General features: G+C 68.4%; 14 protein-coding genes. All 14 read left to right on the plus strand.

All coding sequences use genetic code 11. The features are described from left to right. Nucleotides 1-542: 542 nt before the first annotated feature. The 14 genes from LHJ74_RS14750 (at nucleotide 543) to LHJ74_RS14815 (ending at nucleotide 14,512) form a co-directional block, all read left to right on the plus strand. Complete coding sequence (locus LHJ74_RS14750; protein ID WP_260218469.1) at nucleotides 543-848, plus strand: endonuclease VII domain-containing protein; 306 nt, start codon at nucleotides 543-545, stop codon at nucleotides 846-848. Beyond that, on the plus strand, nucleotides 848-1,915 hold the full coding sequence (locus LHJ74_RS14755; RefSeq protein ID WP_260218470.1) for a head maturation protease, ClpP-related: 1,068 nt from the start codon (nucleotides 848-850) through the stop codon (nucleotides 1,913-1,915). The genes LHJ74_RS14750 and LHJ74_RS14755 overlap by 1 nt, the downstream gene beginning before the upstream one ends. Before the next feature lie 11 nt (nucleotides 1,916-1,926). After that, a complete protein-coding gene (locus LHJ74_RS14760; protein ID WP_260218471.1) occupies nucleotides 1,927-3,303 on the plus strand; it encodes a phage major capsid protein in 1,377 nt (458 codons plus the stop codon). 85 nt (nucleotides 3,304-3,388) lie between these two features. Beyond that, the gene (locus tag LHJ74_RS14765; protein ID WP_260218472.1) at nucleotides 3,389-3,799 is read left to right on the plus strand and encodes a hypothetical protein; all 411 of its coding nucleotides are present in this window, start codon (nucleotides 3,389-3,391) and stop codon (nucleotides 3,797-3,799) included. A 502-nt stretch (nucleotides 3,800-4,301) separates the two neighbouring features. Then, nucleotides 4,302-5,351 carry a hypothetical protein gene (locus LHJ74_RS14770; RefSeq protein ID WP_260218473.1) on the plus strand — a complete coding sequence of 350 codons (1,050 nt, stop codon included), beginning with the start codon at nucleotides 4,302-4,304 and terminating at the stop codon, nucleotides 5,349-5,351. Nucleotides 5,352-5,355: 4 nt separating this feature from the next. Further along, complete coding sequence (locus LHJ74_RS14775) at nucleotides 5,356-5,739, plus strand: hypothetical protein (protein WP_260218474.1); 384 nt, start codon at nucleotides 5,356-5,358, stop codon at nucleotides 5,737-5,739. Beyond that, on the plus strand, nucleotides 5,736-6,191 hold the full coding sequence (locus LHJ74_RS14780; protein WP_260218475.1) for a hypothetical protein: 456 nt from the start codon (nucleotides 5,736-5,738) through the stop codon (nucleotides 6,189-6,191). The genes LHJ74_RS14775 and LHJ74_RS14780 overlap by 4 nt, the downstream gene beginning before the upstream one ends. After that, nucleotides 6,188-6,487: a hypothetical protein gene (locus tag LHJ74_RS14785; RefSeq protein WP_260218476.1), complete on the plus strand. Its 300-nt coding sequence runs from the start codon at nucleotides 6,188-6,190 to the stop codon at nucleotides 6,485-6,487. Before LHJ74_RS14780 ends, LHJ74_RS14785 begins: the two co-directional genes overlap by 4 nt. Beyond that, a complete protein-coding gene (locus LHJ74_RS14790) occupies nucleotides 6,487-7,242 on the plus strand; it encodes a hypothetical protein (protein WP_260218477.1) in 756 nt (251 codons plus the stop codon). The genes LHJ74_RS14785 and LHJ74_RS14790 overlap by 1 nt, the downstream gene beginning before the upstream one ends. Before the next feature lie 5 nt (nucleotides 7,243-7,247). After that, complete coding sequence (locus LHJ74_RS14795) at nucleotides 7,248-7,673, plus strand: hypothetical protein (protein WP_260218478.1); 426 nt, start codon at nucleotides 7,248-7,250, stop codon at nucleotides 7,671-7,673. Nucleotides 7,674-7,678: 5 nt separating this feature from the next. Beyond that, complete coding sequence (locus LHJ74_RS14800; protein ID WP_260218479.1) at nucleotides 7,679-8,092, plus strand: hypothetical protein; 414 nt, start codon at nucleotides 7,679-7,681, stop codon at nucleotides 8,090-8,092. Nucleotide 8,093: 1 nt separating this feature from the next. Continuing rightward, nucleotides 8,094-8,555: a hypothetical protein gene (locus LHJ74_RS14805; RefSeq protein ID WP_260218480.1), complete on the plus strand. Its 462-nt coding sequence runs from the start codon at nucleotides 8,094-8,096 to the stop codon at nucleotides 8,553-8,555. A gap of 84 nt (nucleotides 8,556-8,639) precedes the next feature. After that, nucleotides 8,640-10,673: a hypothetical protein gene (locus LHJ74_RS14810; protein WP_260218481.1), complete on the plus strand. Its 2,034-nt coding sequence runs from the start codon at nucleotides 8,640-8,642 to the stop codon at nucleotides 10,671-10,673. After that, on the plus strand, nucleotides 10,673-14,512 hold the full coding sequence (locus LHJ74_RS14815; protein WP_260218482.1) for a hypothetical protein: 3,840 nt from the start codon (nucleotides 10,673-10,675) through the stop codon (nucleotides 14,510-14,512). The genes LHJ74_RS14810 and LHJ74_RS14815 overlap by 1 nt, the downstream gene beginning before the upstream one ends. Nucleotides 14,513-14,515: the final 3 nt, after the last annotated feature.

Below are 14,515 nucleotides of genomic sequence, written 5' to 3' on the forward strand. Positions count from 1 at the left end.
TGAGAGAGCAGGTCGACATGACCCAGGCTACGCCTGCCTGCGCACGTCCCACGAAGAGGTTTCCTGAGGGCCGCACAGGCACCTCGGCGGGCTACCTGGCACACCGAGCCGCAGACGAACAGGCATGCAAGCCCTGCACCGCTGCGCACTCCGCCAAGAGCGCAGGGCGGAAAGCGAGCCTCAGCCCGGTCTTCATCGAACGGGAACGGAAGCTATCCGCTGCACGCGCCCGTCGACGCCGGGAAACGACAAGCGCCTGCCTCCTACCCAGCCAGGAGCAGCCCGACGGCTGCCGCGCCACCATCGCCGGATACCAGGCGCACATCTCTGCTGGGCAGAACCCTTGCCAGCCATGCCGTGACGCATCAGCAGCCCACGATTACGACCCGGTGTGCAGCCGCCCCACCGTTCTCCACCCGCACGGACGCACAGGAACCCGCGCCGGATTCCACGCACACAAGTACGCAGACGAGCCCGCGTGCCCTGCCTGTCTCGCAGGAGTTGCGTCTGTCCAGGCCCATGCCCGGACAGATGATCCTGAATTGGCGCTGCGCAGCACGCTGTGGGCGAAGTACCGGCTGTCCCTTGAGGCGTACAGGGCCATGCTCGCTGAGCAGGGCGGCGCTTGCGCTATCTGCAAGGTCGGCGCACCCACAGACATTCGCACCAACCGCTTTCACGTCGACCACGACCACGCGTGCTGCCCCGGGAAGAAGTCGTGCGGGAAGTGCATTCGGGGGCTGCTCTGCCACGCCTGCAATACGGCGCTCGGCAACTTCCGTGACGACCCGCAGCGGCTGTCCACAGCGATCGCCTACCTCACGAATGGGAAGGGGACCAGGACCTGATGCCGATTGATCCGTCGAAGATCCGGGCGCGCCTCACGTCCGAGAAGCAGTGGTACCGCATCGACAACCTCGCGGGCGACGAGGCCGACGTCATGCTCTACGGCGAGATCGGCTGGCTCGGCAACGATGCCGAGGAGTTCGTGCGCGAGATCAAGCAGCTTCGCTCGACACAGATCAACCTGCACCTGTCGAGCCCTGGTGGGTCTGTCTTCGACGGCATCGCCATCATGAACGGGCTGCGCTCCCATCCGGCGAACGTCACGATCTACATCGATAGCCTCGCCGCGTCGATCGCCTCGGTCATCGCCATGGCGGGCGACAAGGTAGTGATGCGCAGCGCCTCGGAGCTGATGATCCACGAGGCGGCGGGCCTCTCCCTCGGCAACGCCGACGACATGCGGGAGATGGCGGAGCTGCTAGACCGGCAGTCCAACAAGATCGCTGCTATCTACGCCGAACGCGCGGGCGGCACCGTGGAGGACTGGCGGGCCGCGATGAAGGTGGAGACGTGGTACAGCGCGGAGGAGGCCGTGGCTGCCGGTCTGGCTGACGAAGTGATGCCCCCGCGTCGCAACCCGGCCGAGGAGCCCGCAGCGGAGCCACGCGCTACCTGGGACCTGACGGTCTTCCGGTACGCCGGACGCGAGGAGGCCCCCGCCCCGGCGCCCGCAGCGAAGTCCGCCATGCCGGTGGTGGGCGAGGCGGGCCAGTGCATCCTGCCCGCAGCCACCGCCACACCGCAGCCTGCGGAGTCGGTGCAGTCGGAGGCGCTGCGGATCGACATCGGTACCGCTCTCGGCGAGCAGCTCGTCGCCGTGCTCCGCGCCGCCGTCACCGAGACCCCCACCGCCGTCCCGCCCGCTGCTGCCGACGACCCGGCGGCCGAGCCCGCAGCGGACCCCGCCCCGGAGGCTGCCGCCCAGCCCGACGTGCCCCCCGTACCGGACGGCTGGGCGGACCAGACCGCACACCTGACCACGCCACCCGCAGACGACTGGGCCGCGCTCGTGGCCCCCCTCACCAACCCCCCGTCCCCGGCCCTGTCGTCCAGCGCGGCGACCGCCTGAAGGAGGCACCAGTGGCAACACCCACCATCCCGCGCGACAGCGAGCAGCTCGGCGAGATCCTCGCCGACAAGACGCGGGCCAAGGACATCCTCGCCAGCACCGAGTCGCTGACGAAGTTCATCGAGGACTACGCCAACCGCGCGCAAGGCGAGGGCACAGACCTTCAGCGGCTGGTGTCGGAGGAGACGCAGCGGCAGTTCGCGGACTTCCTCCGGGAGAACGGCGCCGAGGACGTCAAGCGGCCCGACGTCCGTGCGAAGGCGCCGGAGGCCGACCCCTATGCGGGCGCCTCCAAGGCCACCCGCTCCCAGGGCCTCTACAACCGCAACGCCCTCGGCGCCAAGGTGGACGCCCTCTTCACCGACTCCGGCGAGTACTTCAACACCATCTGGCGAGGCAACTCCAACCGGCAGTCCAGCGAGGTACAGAGCAAGCTGGAGCAGCTGAAGAACTTCAGCTCGGACGTGCCCAGCGACGGCGGGTTCCTCATCCCCGAGACGCTGCGTAGCGAGCTGCTGAAGGTCGCCCTGGAGACCGCGCTCGTGCGTCCCCGTGCCCGCGTGGTGCCGATGGAGACGCTGCGGGTGCCGTTCCCCTCGATCGATTCGACGACCAACGTCGGCTCGGTGTACGGCGGGATCACCGGGTTCTGGACCGAGGAAGGCGCACGCCTCCAGGAGTCCAAGCCCCGCTTCGGCCGCGTCGTCCTGGACGCGAAGAAGCTCACCGCGTACACCGAGGTCCCCAGCGAGCTGCTGTCGGACAGCATCGTCAGCCTGTCGATGTTCATCGACCAGATGTTCCCCGAGGCCCTGGCGTTCTTCGAGGACCAGGCGTTCCTCAACGGGTCGGGCGTCGGCGAACCCCTCGGTGTCCTCAACGGCGCCGCGGCTGTGTCCGTGGCCAGGGGCACGGCGAACACCATCGCCTTCACTGACGTCATCAGCATGTACGCGCGGATGCTGCCGCAGTCCATGTCCCGCGCCGTGTGGGTCGCCAGCATCGACTCGTTCCCGCAGCTGGCGTCCATGTCCTTCACTCCGGACGGCGGCACCGTCCCGGTGTCCCCGATGCAGTGGCTGAACAACGGCCAGCTCATCGGCGCCCCGCCCATGACCCTGCTCGGCCGGCCGGTCGTGTTCACCGAGAAGGTGCCCGCCCTGGGCGGCGCCGGTGACCTCAGCCTGGTCGACTTCGGGTTCTACTTGATCGGTGACCGTCAGGCCATGCAGGCCCGCCAGTCCGACGACTTCAAGTTCGACACCGACGAGGTCGCTTTCCGCATCATCGAGCGGATCGACGGCCGGCCGTGGCTCCAGTCGCCGATCACTCCCGCCAACGGCGGCAACAGCCTGTCCCCGATCGTCAAGCTCGGCGACGCGGCCTAACCCCCTTGCCCTGGCAGGCACTCAACCCCCTGCCAGGGCCTGACCCGGGGCGGCAGCAGCGCCCCGCCCCGAGAAGGAGAAGATCATGGAAGCACTCGGACGCACCCTCAACGTGGTCCCCACCGCCGATGGCGTGTACGCGAACGCCCGTGACTGCTCGGCGGTCACCTTCGTCTGCACCGGCGCGGACACCTACACCATCACCGAGGCCACCGACGCGGCTGGCACGGGCGCACAGAGCCTCGTGGTGGTGGATCACTACTACGCGAACACCTCGGCGGCGGGGGCCGCTGCGTGGACGCACGAGGAGCAGACTGCCGCCGCCGCGGTGACCATCGCGGCGGGCGTCGCGGTCATCGAGGTATCCACCAAGGCACTGTCCGACGGGTTCACGCACCTGGCGTGCGCCTCGACGGCGGCCGGTCTGGTCACCGCGGTCACGAGCGACCTGGCGGTGCAGCGAGCACCGCAGAACCTTCCGGCTGTGGCGGCCTGACGATGACGCTCCGGCTCTGCCTGGACTGCACCACGGCCTACGCGGTCGGGGTGACGCACTGCCCGCACTGCCAGTCGGAGCGGGGCGAGGAGCAAAGCGCCGATCCGTACCGAGGAGGTACCGACCCCATGCCGAAGATCACCCGCCATGGCGGGACCACCAACGCCGGTGCCGCTGGGAGTGAGGGCTCCTCGGCGGCACCGGACCACACCCGCATCGAGGGCGAGCACGGCCCCGAGTCCGTGCACTTTGCGGAAGACAGGGAGGTGTCGTCATCGCCTGGGAGCAGCTCCTCGCCATCGCCCAAGAAGCCCGCCAGCTCGCCGAAGACGAGCGCGGCCGGGACCCGGAGGCGTGCCCGAACGACGGAGAACCGCTCCTCAGCGGGCCGGACGGGCGGCTCTACTGCCCGTTCGACGGATGGCGACCCGACGGGTCCCGCACCGGACCCCGCTGACGACTGACCACACAACCCTGCTGACCACGAACGGAGGTGACCTCGATGGCTACCTGGTACTGCACCCGTGAGCACGTGAAGACGGCGCTCGACTACAAGGAAACCTCGCGCAGCGACTGGCAGATCGACCGCGCCATCGAGGCCGTGAGCCGGGATGTCGAGTCGCTGTGTCACAGGACGTTCGCTCCGGTGCAGGCGACCAGGTATTTCGACTGGCCGAACGCGCAGAGGGCCCGGTCGTGGCGGCTGTGGCTCAACCAGCACGACGTCATCTCGCTGGACTCGCTCACCTCCGGAGGCGTCACGATCCCCGCGGCGGACTACTTCCTTGAGCCCGTCAACGACGGGCCGCCGTACAACAGGATCGAGGTCGACCTCGCGTCCGCCGCGGCCTGGTCCGGCGGGGACACACACCAGCAGTCCATCGTCGCCACCGGCCTCTGGGGCTACAGCAACGACGAGACCGCAGTGGGGGCGCTGGGCGAGGCGCTCGACGCGTCCGAGACCGCGGTCGATGTGGACGCTGCGACGTCGGCCGCCGTAGGGGTGGGCTCCGTGCTGCGCGTCGGCGAGGAGCGGATGACGGTGGTCGGCCGGGCGCAGCTGGACACCGGGCAGACGCTCGCCGTCGACCTGGCGGTGCAGATGAGCGCGGCCACCGTCGCAGTGCAGGACGGCGCGCAGTTCGCGGTGGGCGAGGTGCTGCTCATCGACGGCGAGCGCATGCTGATTGTCGACATCGCAGGCAACAACCTGGTCGTGAAGCGAGGCTGGGATGGCAGTGTGCTGGCCGCGCACACCGCCGGCGCCGCCGTGTACACGCCGCGGACCCTCACCGTGCAGCGTGCCGCACTCGGCACCACCGCCACCGCCCACCTGACCGCGACCGCCCTTCACCGCTGGGACCCGCCCGGCCCCGTACGCGACCTGACGGAAGCCCTCGCTATGAACTCCGTACTCCAGAAGAGCAGCGGCTACGCCCGCACCACCGGCTCCGGCGAGGGCGAGCGCGAGTCCTCGGGCCGCGGCATCCGAGACCTCCGCACACAGGTCTACAACAGCCACGGCCGCAAAGCACGAACCAGGGCGGTCTGACGTGATGGACAGCATGCAGATCCGCGTGCGCGGCCCGGTTTTCGACGGCCGCGCGCATCGCGCCGCCGCCGACTACGCCGAGGCCGTAGAGGGTGCCGTGGCCAAAGAGGGCCTGCGGATGGCGACCGCAAGGTTCCGGCAGGTGCTGCGCCACCCCACCGGCTACTACGTGTCCCACGTACGGGTGCGGGAGACGGCAGGCCGGCACGTGGTGACTGACGGCGGTGTGGTGTACGGGCCCTGGCTGGAGGGCGTCGGCAGCAGGAACTTCCCCGAGACGCGGTTCCGGGGGTACTCGACGTTCCGGCGGACTCAGGCGCTCCTCGACCGGCGGGCGACGAACATCGCCGAACGCGAGTGGTCACGCTTTGCGGGGAGGATGGGATGAGCCTTGACCTGCGGGACCTCCTCAGCCGCGCGCAGTCCCACGCCGCGGCGCTCGGGCACTTCGAGCGGATCAACACGCACGAGCCGAAGAACCCGCCCGGCTACGGGCTCAGCGCCGCGATTTGGGTGCAGCGCGTCACGCCTGTCCGTACCTCCGGGCTCACCTCGACCACGGTGCGGGTGGAGCTGGGCGTGCGCCTGTACTCGCCGGTGGACGTGGGCGACCCCGACGGCATCGACCCGAACCTGATCGCCGCCGCTGACGCCCTGATGGCCGCCTACAGCGGGGACTTCGAGCTGGGCGGAGCGGTGCGGCAGGTCGACCTCCTGGGCGCGCACGGCGAGCCGATGGACGCACAAGCCGGATACCTGGAGCAGGACGGCACCACCTTCCGCGTGATCACGATCGCTCTACCGCTGGTGATCAACGACCTCTGGGAGCAGGCACCATGACCGATCCGGTGATCATCGTGACGCACACCGTCATGGACGGGCAGGTCGCCCGCTGGTACCGCAGCGTGCAGGACGCGACCACCTATCGGGCGGTCCTCAGCGCCTCCCGCAACGGCGTCAAGCTCCAGTCCGGCGAGTACCTGACCGACGTCCCCGACGCCTGGATCACAGCGGCCCGCGACGCACACGCCGAGCTGTCCGCGGGCCGGGACGCAGATGTGCGACGGCTCGCAACGCATCGACACCGCGGCTTCACCAACGGACCCATCGAGGCCATCGAAGAGGGTGGCGCCTGATGTCCAAGCAGTCGGGTCTCGGTGACCAGCTCCTTGTCTCCGGCTATGTCCTCGGCGGGGATGTGCAGGCGCTGGGCAACATCTCCGGCGGCAACTCCCCGCTCAATGTCACCGGCATCACGAAGAGCGCGCACGAGCGCATCGGCGGACGACGGGACGGCGCCATCGAGTACACCACCTTCTTCAACCCGGCCCCCGACCAGGCTCATGAGCGGCTGTCCGCGCTGCCCACCGGCGACCAGCTGGTCACCTACCTGCGCGGTGAAGGCATCGGCCGCCCAGCCGCCTGCCTCAACTCCCGGCAGATCGGCTACGACGGAAGCCGCGCAGACGACGGCGCGCTGACCTTCAGCGTGTCGGCGCAGGCCAACGGCTACGGGCTGGAGTGGTGCACGCAGCTGACGGACGGCATCCGCACGGATGCTGCGGCGACGGCTGGCACCAGTGTGGATCTCGGCACCGGCTCCACCGCGCACGGCCTTCAGGCGTACCTGCACGTCGTGTCCTTCACCGGGACGGACGTGACGATCACTATCGAGGAGTCCTCGGACGACGCCGCGGCCGATGCGTGGGCGCCCGTCACCGGCGGCGCGTTCATGGCGGTGGACGAGGGCCCGACGTGGGAGCGGCTCGAGACAGCCCGTGATCAGACCGTGGAGCGCTACCTCCGCGTCACCACTTCCACAACGGGCGGTTTCACCGATCTGCAGTTCTGCGTCCTGGTAGCCCGCAACGATGTCGAGACGAGGTTCTGATGCAGATGTCCAGGGTTGATCCGAACCATCCGGTGCAGGCGTACCAGACGTACCAGATCGTCAGCCCGCCGGACCGGCTCGTGCGTGCGGCGTGCGAGCAGGTGGGCTGCCAGGCGTGGGCCCACGGCTGGGAGTCGGTGGTGGACGAGGCCACTGAGCTGGGGCAGCGGCAGGCCGCGCACATTCGGCAACGGTCGCAGCGCACGTACCGGGAGCAGCGCACTCAGGCCGGGCTGACGGTGTTCCGGTTCGAACCTGGTCAGCGCTGCTTCGCCGAGCATTCGACCCGGCCGGAGTTGTACGCGGTGCGAGACGGGGACCACCGCGGCAACCCCACCGGCCGCACCCGCACGCACTCCCGGCCCGCCGACTGGGTCGAGGACTTCGGCGAGCACCAGCAGCACATCGCTGACCAGCACGAGAAGGGATAGCCACCATGGCAAAGCAAAGCGGCCTCGGGTGGAGCGTGTGCTCTGTCGATGACAGCGCGGGCGCGCCGCAGGACATCCGCAACGACGTGACCAACCTGGAGTTCGCCACGCCCAGGGCCGTCCAAGATGTAACGGGTATCGACAAGAGCGCGATGGAGCGCCTGCTGCTCCTGGCCGATTTCAGCATCACCTTGAACGGCGTGGCCAACTACGCCGAGAACATGTCGCACGACGTGTTCAAGACCGTGCCCTCCACCTCGGTGGCGCGCACCACCACGCTCACCGTCTCCGGCCAGACCCTCGCCAACGAGTGCCTCTACACGGACTATCCGCTGTCCCGATCGGACTCCGGTGAACTGACATGGGCCGTACCTGGCGTGCTCGCCGACGGTGTCGTGCCTGTCTGGTCGGCGGCCTGACATGGGATACAAGCGCAAGCGCCGCACCTATGACCTGGACTTCACCGGGACCGAGGACGCCGGCCTCCAGGTCCGCATGGGTGGGCTGTCCGTTGCGGAGATGCTGCGAATCCAGGGCATCACCGAGCCGACGGAGGACGACGAGCGGTGGGGCTTCGAGCTGCTCGCCTCGCGGCTCATCTCCTGGAACCTTGAGGAGGAAGAGGACGGCCGGCCTGTGCCGTGCACGCTGGACGCCATCCTTGAGCTGGATTGGGACTTCGTCACGCGGATCAATGAGGCGTGGGTCGACGCGATCGGCGGCGTGTCCGGCCCTTTGGAGAGCAGCTCGCCCGCTGGCGGGCCGTCCCCGGTGGTACAGATTCCGATGGCACCCCTGTCACCAAGCCCCGCGAGCTGGTCCGCGCCGAATGGATCCTCGGGCTCTGCCGTACCTTCCACGTTCTCCCCAGCAGCCTCCTAGACGAGGACGCCGAGCTGATGCGTCTCCTCGCCATCGAGGAGGCCGGCACACCCACACCCGACCAGACGCCGGAGGGAGGCGACGATGGCTAACACCGTGTCGATCACCATCCGGGCGCAGAACCGGACGCGGTCCGCTTTCAACGGCGTTGACCGCAGCCTGCGGCGTACGCAGGCGCGGCTGCTGCGTGCCTCCCGCAACAGCACGCATTTCAGCGGCGCTCTGCGGACCACCGCGCGTGGCCTGGGTGTTCTCCGGACTGGTCTTCAGGCGGCTGGGCGTGGCACGGGCGCGCTCATCTCCGGGTTCGGCGCGCTGACCGGGGCGGCGGGGAAGAGTAAGGGCGGCATCGCGCTGGTGGCAGTCGGGTTGGCGCTGCTGGGGCCGGCCGCCAGCGCGCTTGCGGCGATCCTCACCGTGGGGCTGGGCGCCGCGTTCATTGGGCTGGGCGCGATGGCGTTGAAGGGCGATAAGCAAGTCAAGGCCGCTTTTTCGGGAATGAAAGACAACGTTGTCAGTACGGTGAAAGAGGCCGCCGCGCCGATGAAGCCGTACCTCATCGACGGCATGAATCTGGTGGCCAGCGAGGCGCGGAAGATGAAGCCCGCACTGACGCAAGCCTTCTCCAGTGCGGGGCCGCTGATTCGGCCTCTGACCGAGGGCCTCCTCGGCCTGGCAAAAGGCGCGATGCCTGGATTCAACGCATCGTTGTCCCGGTCCGGTCCGATAATGCAGGGCTTCAAAGAGGCGCTCGGCGATATCGGCACAGGAGTCGGTGACTTCTTCGACACGATAACCGCCGGGTCCAACAGCCAGGCACTGGGCGACACTTGGCGGCAGATGGGCGCCGGGATCAACAGCTTGCTGGATTCGCTGGGTGGGCTGATGGATACCCTCATCGGCAGCAAGACCGCGACGCTCGCCATGGCCGCAACCTTTGGGCAATTGAAGTTGGTGATCGAGGGCGTAAACGCCATGTTCAAGGGCCTAGAAGCAGGGCTCGGCCTGGTCGACAAGGTAACGGGAGGCTTCGTCTCGAAGGTTGCGGACGAGGTCACACCGACCACCAAGAAGTGGAAGTCCGCCCTGTCGGAGGCGGGTGAAGCCGCGAAGGAGAATTCACGCTCCCTCAAGTCGTTGATGTCGGCGATGGAGGCACTCAACGAAAAGGCGCGCGGCAGCCTGGACGCGCAGGCTGGGTTCGAGCAGGCCATTGATGATGTGGCTGAGGCGGCAAAGAAGAACGCCAACTCGCTCCGCATGTCCGGCGGGGAACTCGACCTGAACAGCCAGAAGTCCAGGGACGCGTACGGAGCGTTGTCCGGCCTGGCCGGGGCTACAAAGGAAGCCGCTACCGCAGCGGGCAAGAACGGGGCTGCCTGGTCCAAGGTGAACGGCATCTACACGCGCGGCCGCAAGAAGTTGGTGGACGCGGCGATGCAGATGGGCCTGACACGTGTGGAGGCGCAGAAACTCGCTGGGCAGATTCTGCGGACGCCGAACAAGACCGCCCAGTTGAAGGGGAATCTGAAAGACCTAGCGAAGAAGGTCAAGCAGGCGAAAGAGAAGATCAAGTCTGTTCCGCAGTGGAAGTTGTCGAGTATGCGGGGCACGCTCTCGGACTTGTCGCGGAAGGTCGCGGACGCGAAGAGGAAACTCCGGTCCGTGCCGAAGTCCAAGCGGTCGTCCCTGCGCGCGACGATCGCCGACCTGGAGCAGAAGATCCGCACAGCGAAGGCCCGCATCGCGTCGGTGCGCGGCAAGACCGTGACCATCACCACGGTCCTCTCAACGATCGGCGGAGGTATTGCCGGTATGTACGCGTCTGGTGGTGTGGTGGGGGCGCAGCATGCGGCGGAGGGGGGTCCGCGTGGTGGTCGGGTGCTGGTGGGTGAGCAGGGGCCGGAGATCGTACGTCTGCCGGGCGGATCGTCGGTGACGCCGCACGGTCAGACGCGGCGGATCCTGGAGGGCTCACGCGGCGGCGGTGGCGGGCGGACGGTGATTGAGCTGCGCTCTGACGGCTCACGCCTCGCGGAGCTGCTGCTGGAGGTCCTGCGTAAAAGCATCCGGGACCGCGGCGGCGACGTCCAGGTCGTGCTCGGGCAGGGCCGCTGATGGCGTGGCCGGAGGACCGCCTAGACGTGGTGGTGGAGGCGTACCTGTCGGGGGCGTGGCGGGACATCACCGAACATGTGTATGGGCACGACCGGGGCGAGATCGCAATCACCAGGGGCAGGGCGAATGAGTCGTCGTCGCTGGAGCCGTCGCGGGTTACGGCGACGCTCAACAACCGTGACGGCCGGTACAGCCCCCGCAACCCCAACTCGCCGTACTACGGCGGGTTCGGCAGGAACGCACCAATGCTCGTGTGGGTGCGCGGCCTGGAGCCCTACCTGTGGATACCTGACGGCGGCTCCCGAGCCAGCGTCGCCTCCGGCAGCGCTCTTGACCTGACCACCGACCTGGACGTCCGGATCGAGCTGTCACTGGACAAAAACCCGACCCAATCCAGTACGTACGCGGCACGGGTCAACGAGATCGCCGCGCGCTACAACACCACCGGGGATCAACGCTCCTGGCGGCTGTTGATGAACACTTTGGGACAGCCTCAACTCGGCTGGTCACCGGACGGTGTCACCGTCGCCCCTCAGCTGGCGGCTGACACGCTCGTGCCCTACGCGTCGGGCGCAAGATTCACCGTCCGCGTCACCTTGGATGTCGACAACGGCAGCGGCGGCCACACCGCTCGGTTCTTCACCGCACCTACCCTGGCTGGGCCGTGGACCCAGCTCGGCGACCCAGTCACCGGCACCGGTACCACCTCCATCTACAACCCTGCCGACGCAGCGCTGGAGATCGGCGATGTCACGTCTCTCGGGTTTGGGACGGGCGCCGGCCGCTACTACGGGATGGAACTGCGGGACGGCATCGGCGGAACGCTTTTGGCGGACCCGGATTTCACCGCCCAGACACCGGGCATCACGTCGTTCACCGACGACGCCGGCAACCTGTGGGAGCTCCAGGGTGCGGCGCTGATCACCGACATGTACCGGCGTATCCGAGCGGAGGTGCCGGCCTGGCCCACCCGGTGGACGACGGGCGGGCTGGACGTGTGGACCGAGGTCGAGGCTGCGGGAATCACGCGCCGCCTCGGACAGGGTGCTGCGCCGCTTCAGTCGACGCTGCGCCGCCGCATCCCGAGCGGGCTTCCGTTGGCGTACTGGCCGATGGAGGAGGGCACGGACGCCACAGTCGCGTACAGCCCGATAGAGGGTGTGCCCGCGATGCACGCCCCCCGCATGACCTGGGCAGCGGACTCCAGCCTGCCGGGGTCTGATGCGCTGCCCACGCTCGGGGATTCGTCCCTGCTGTATGCCCGCGTGCCCCGCGCCGCGGCAGACGGCTGGCATGTGGAGCTGGTCTACAAGCTGGAGACGCTGCCGACCACCAGGCGCACGATGCTCGAGGTCAACTTGGTCGGCAGCACAGTTTCCACCGTGCTGGTGCTGATCGACTCCGGGCAGATCCGCCTGGAGTTGCACGACGTCGACGGCACGGTACTGGGTGCCGCATCGCTGACAGATGCGGGGGCGCTGGCTGACTTTGTGGGCGTCTGGAACCGGCTGCGAATTTTCACCGCTGTCGATCCGGGCAGTGGTGACACGTACTTCCACATCAGCTGGCGTGACGTCATCACCGACATCAGCTGGTACGTGCGCTGGCCCCTATCAACCGACGCGGGCCGCGTCGTGTCCATCGACGGAGACTGGGGCTCCGACCTCAACGGCATGGCGATCGGGCACCTCGCCGTCTTCGACATCCCAGGGACCTTCGGCGCGGGACACTCGGTCCCGAACGTGAGCATCTACGACAGCGCGGACGAAGCCTTCGCAGGTGAGCGGACGTGGCATCGCCTCCGCCGCCTCGCGGAAGAGGAGGACCTACCCCTCATCTACAGCGGCGACTTCTATGAGAGCCAGCAGGTCGGGCCGCAGCAGATCGACACCGTGCTCACCAACGTGCAGGCCGCGGCCGATGTGGATGGCGGCATGCTGATCGAGCAGCGGGAAACCCTGGGGATGGCGTACCGGGCGCGGGACACCCTCTACAACCAGGCGTCCGCCCTGACCTTGGACTACATGGTGTCTGGCGAGATCATGCCGGGCCTGGAGCCGGTGGACGATGACCAGGCGTTGCGCAACTGGGTGACGGTCAGCCGGGATGGCGGGTCCAGTGCGGATGCGGTGGAGGAGGAGGGGCCGCTGTCGATCGCGCCGCCGCCGGATGGCGCCGGGGTGTACAACGAGGCGGTCAGCGTCAACGCGTACACGGATGAGCAGCTGCCGCAGCTGGCGGCGTGGCGGCTGCACCTCGGCACGGTGGATGAGGCCCGCTACCCGCAGGTGTCCGTCAATCTGCGCACGGCCCCGCACCTGATCACGCAGGTGATGTCTCTGGACGTGGGCGACATCATCACCCTCACCAACTTGCCGCCGTGGTTGGCGCCGGGCGATGTCCGTCTGCGCGTCGAGGGCTACACCGAGATCCTCAACGCCTTCCGGTGGGAGATCACGTTCAACTGCTCAGCGGCGTCACCGTGGCTGGTCGCCACCCTGGTGGAAGGCACCACGGTCGAGGAGGGTTTCGAGGACGCCACGCTGGACGTGACCATCGCCGATGCCGGTGACCTGCCGTGGGCGCGCGCCAGCGACCAGGCACACACCGGCACCTGGTCCCTCAAGTCCGGGGCCATCACCCACGGCCAGACCAGTGATGCTGTCCTCGAACTCCCGCCGAACGCGGATGAGCTGGTCTTCTGGTACAGGGTCTCCAGCGAGCCGAACTTCGACTACCTCCGCGTCCTCCTCGACGGCCTGGAACGCATCAAGACTTCGGGTGAGGTCGGCTGGACGCGCGCGGTGGTCGACGTGTCCGGCGCCAGTACCGTCACCTTCCGGTACAGCAAGGACGTGGGTGACACTGCGGGCAGTGACGCGGCGTGGATCGATGACCTCACCATCGCGGTGCCGGCGGACGCCGGGGCGGATCAGCCGAACCGGGTCGACACGACGGGCTCCCAGCTGGAGCGGGAGGTGACCGAAACCGGCACGCAGCTGGTGGTGCACACGCCGCAGGACGGGCAGATCACCCGCGCGGTGTGGGTGTGCTCGGCCGGGGCCTGCGCCTCGGTGGAGGATCTCCCACTGGATGTGCGGGTGGGCGGGGAGGTGGTGCGCGCCACCGCGATCACACCGCTGGCCTACGACTCGTTCGGTCGGGTCGTCGCGTCCGGCTGGGGGACGGCGGACTCCGGGCAGACATGGGTCACCACCGGCACCCCCGCCGACTACGCCGTGAACGGCAGCGCGGGCACCATCACCCTCACCTCGGCGCCGTCCACGACCCGGTTCGCCCAGGCTCCGGAGGAGCTCGGCGGCTGCGAGATCACCGTCACCATCACCCCGTCCCAGCTCGCGACCGGCGCGGAGTTCCTGCCTGCGGTGCTGCTCCGCGCGTCCGGCTCCCTCTACTACCGGTGCCGCCTCCTGCTCGGCACCTCCGGCTCCGTCAGCTTGCAGGTGACGCAGACGACCACCGTGGTGGCCACCGGCACTACCACCTGGACGTACGGGGCGGGGACTGCACTGCACATGCGGGTGCGGATCATCGGCCACCGCGTGATGGGCCGCGTGTGGACTGACGCGGCGCCGGAGCCGTGTGTCTGGCACGTGGACGCGACGATCGCCAGCGGCCTGGTCGAGGTCGGCGCGGTAGGCGTCACCGGCAGCGCGTTCTCGGGCAACACCAACATCTCGCCGTCCTTCGCCTACGACGGTTTCGAGGTCGTGAACCCGCAGGCGATGACGGTCACCCGCTCCATCAACGGCGTCACCAAGAGCCACACCGCCGGCACCTCTGTGGAGCTGGCCCAACCCGCGCACGTCGCGCTGTAGGAG

The sequence above is a fragment of the Streptomyces gossypii genome (genome assembly GCF_025165795.1).
In the GTDB taxonomy this organism is placed as follows: domain Bacteria; phylum Actinomycetota; class Actinomycetes; order Streptomycetales; family Streptomycetaceae; genus Streptomyces; species Streptomyces gossypii.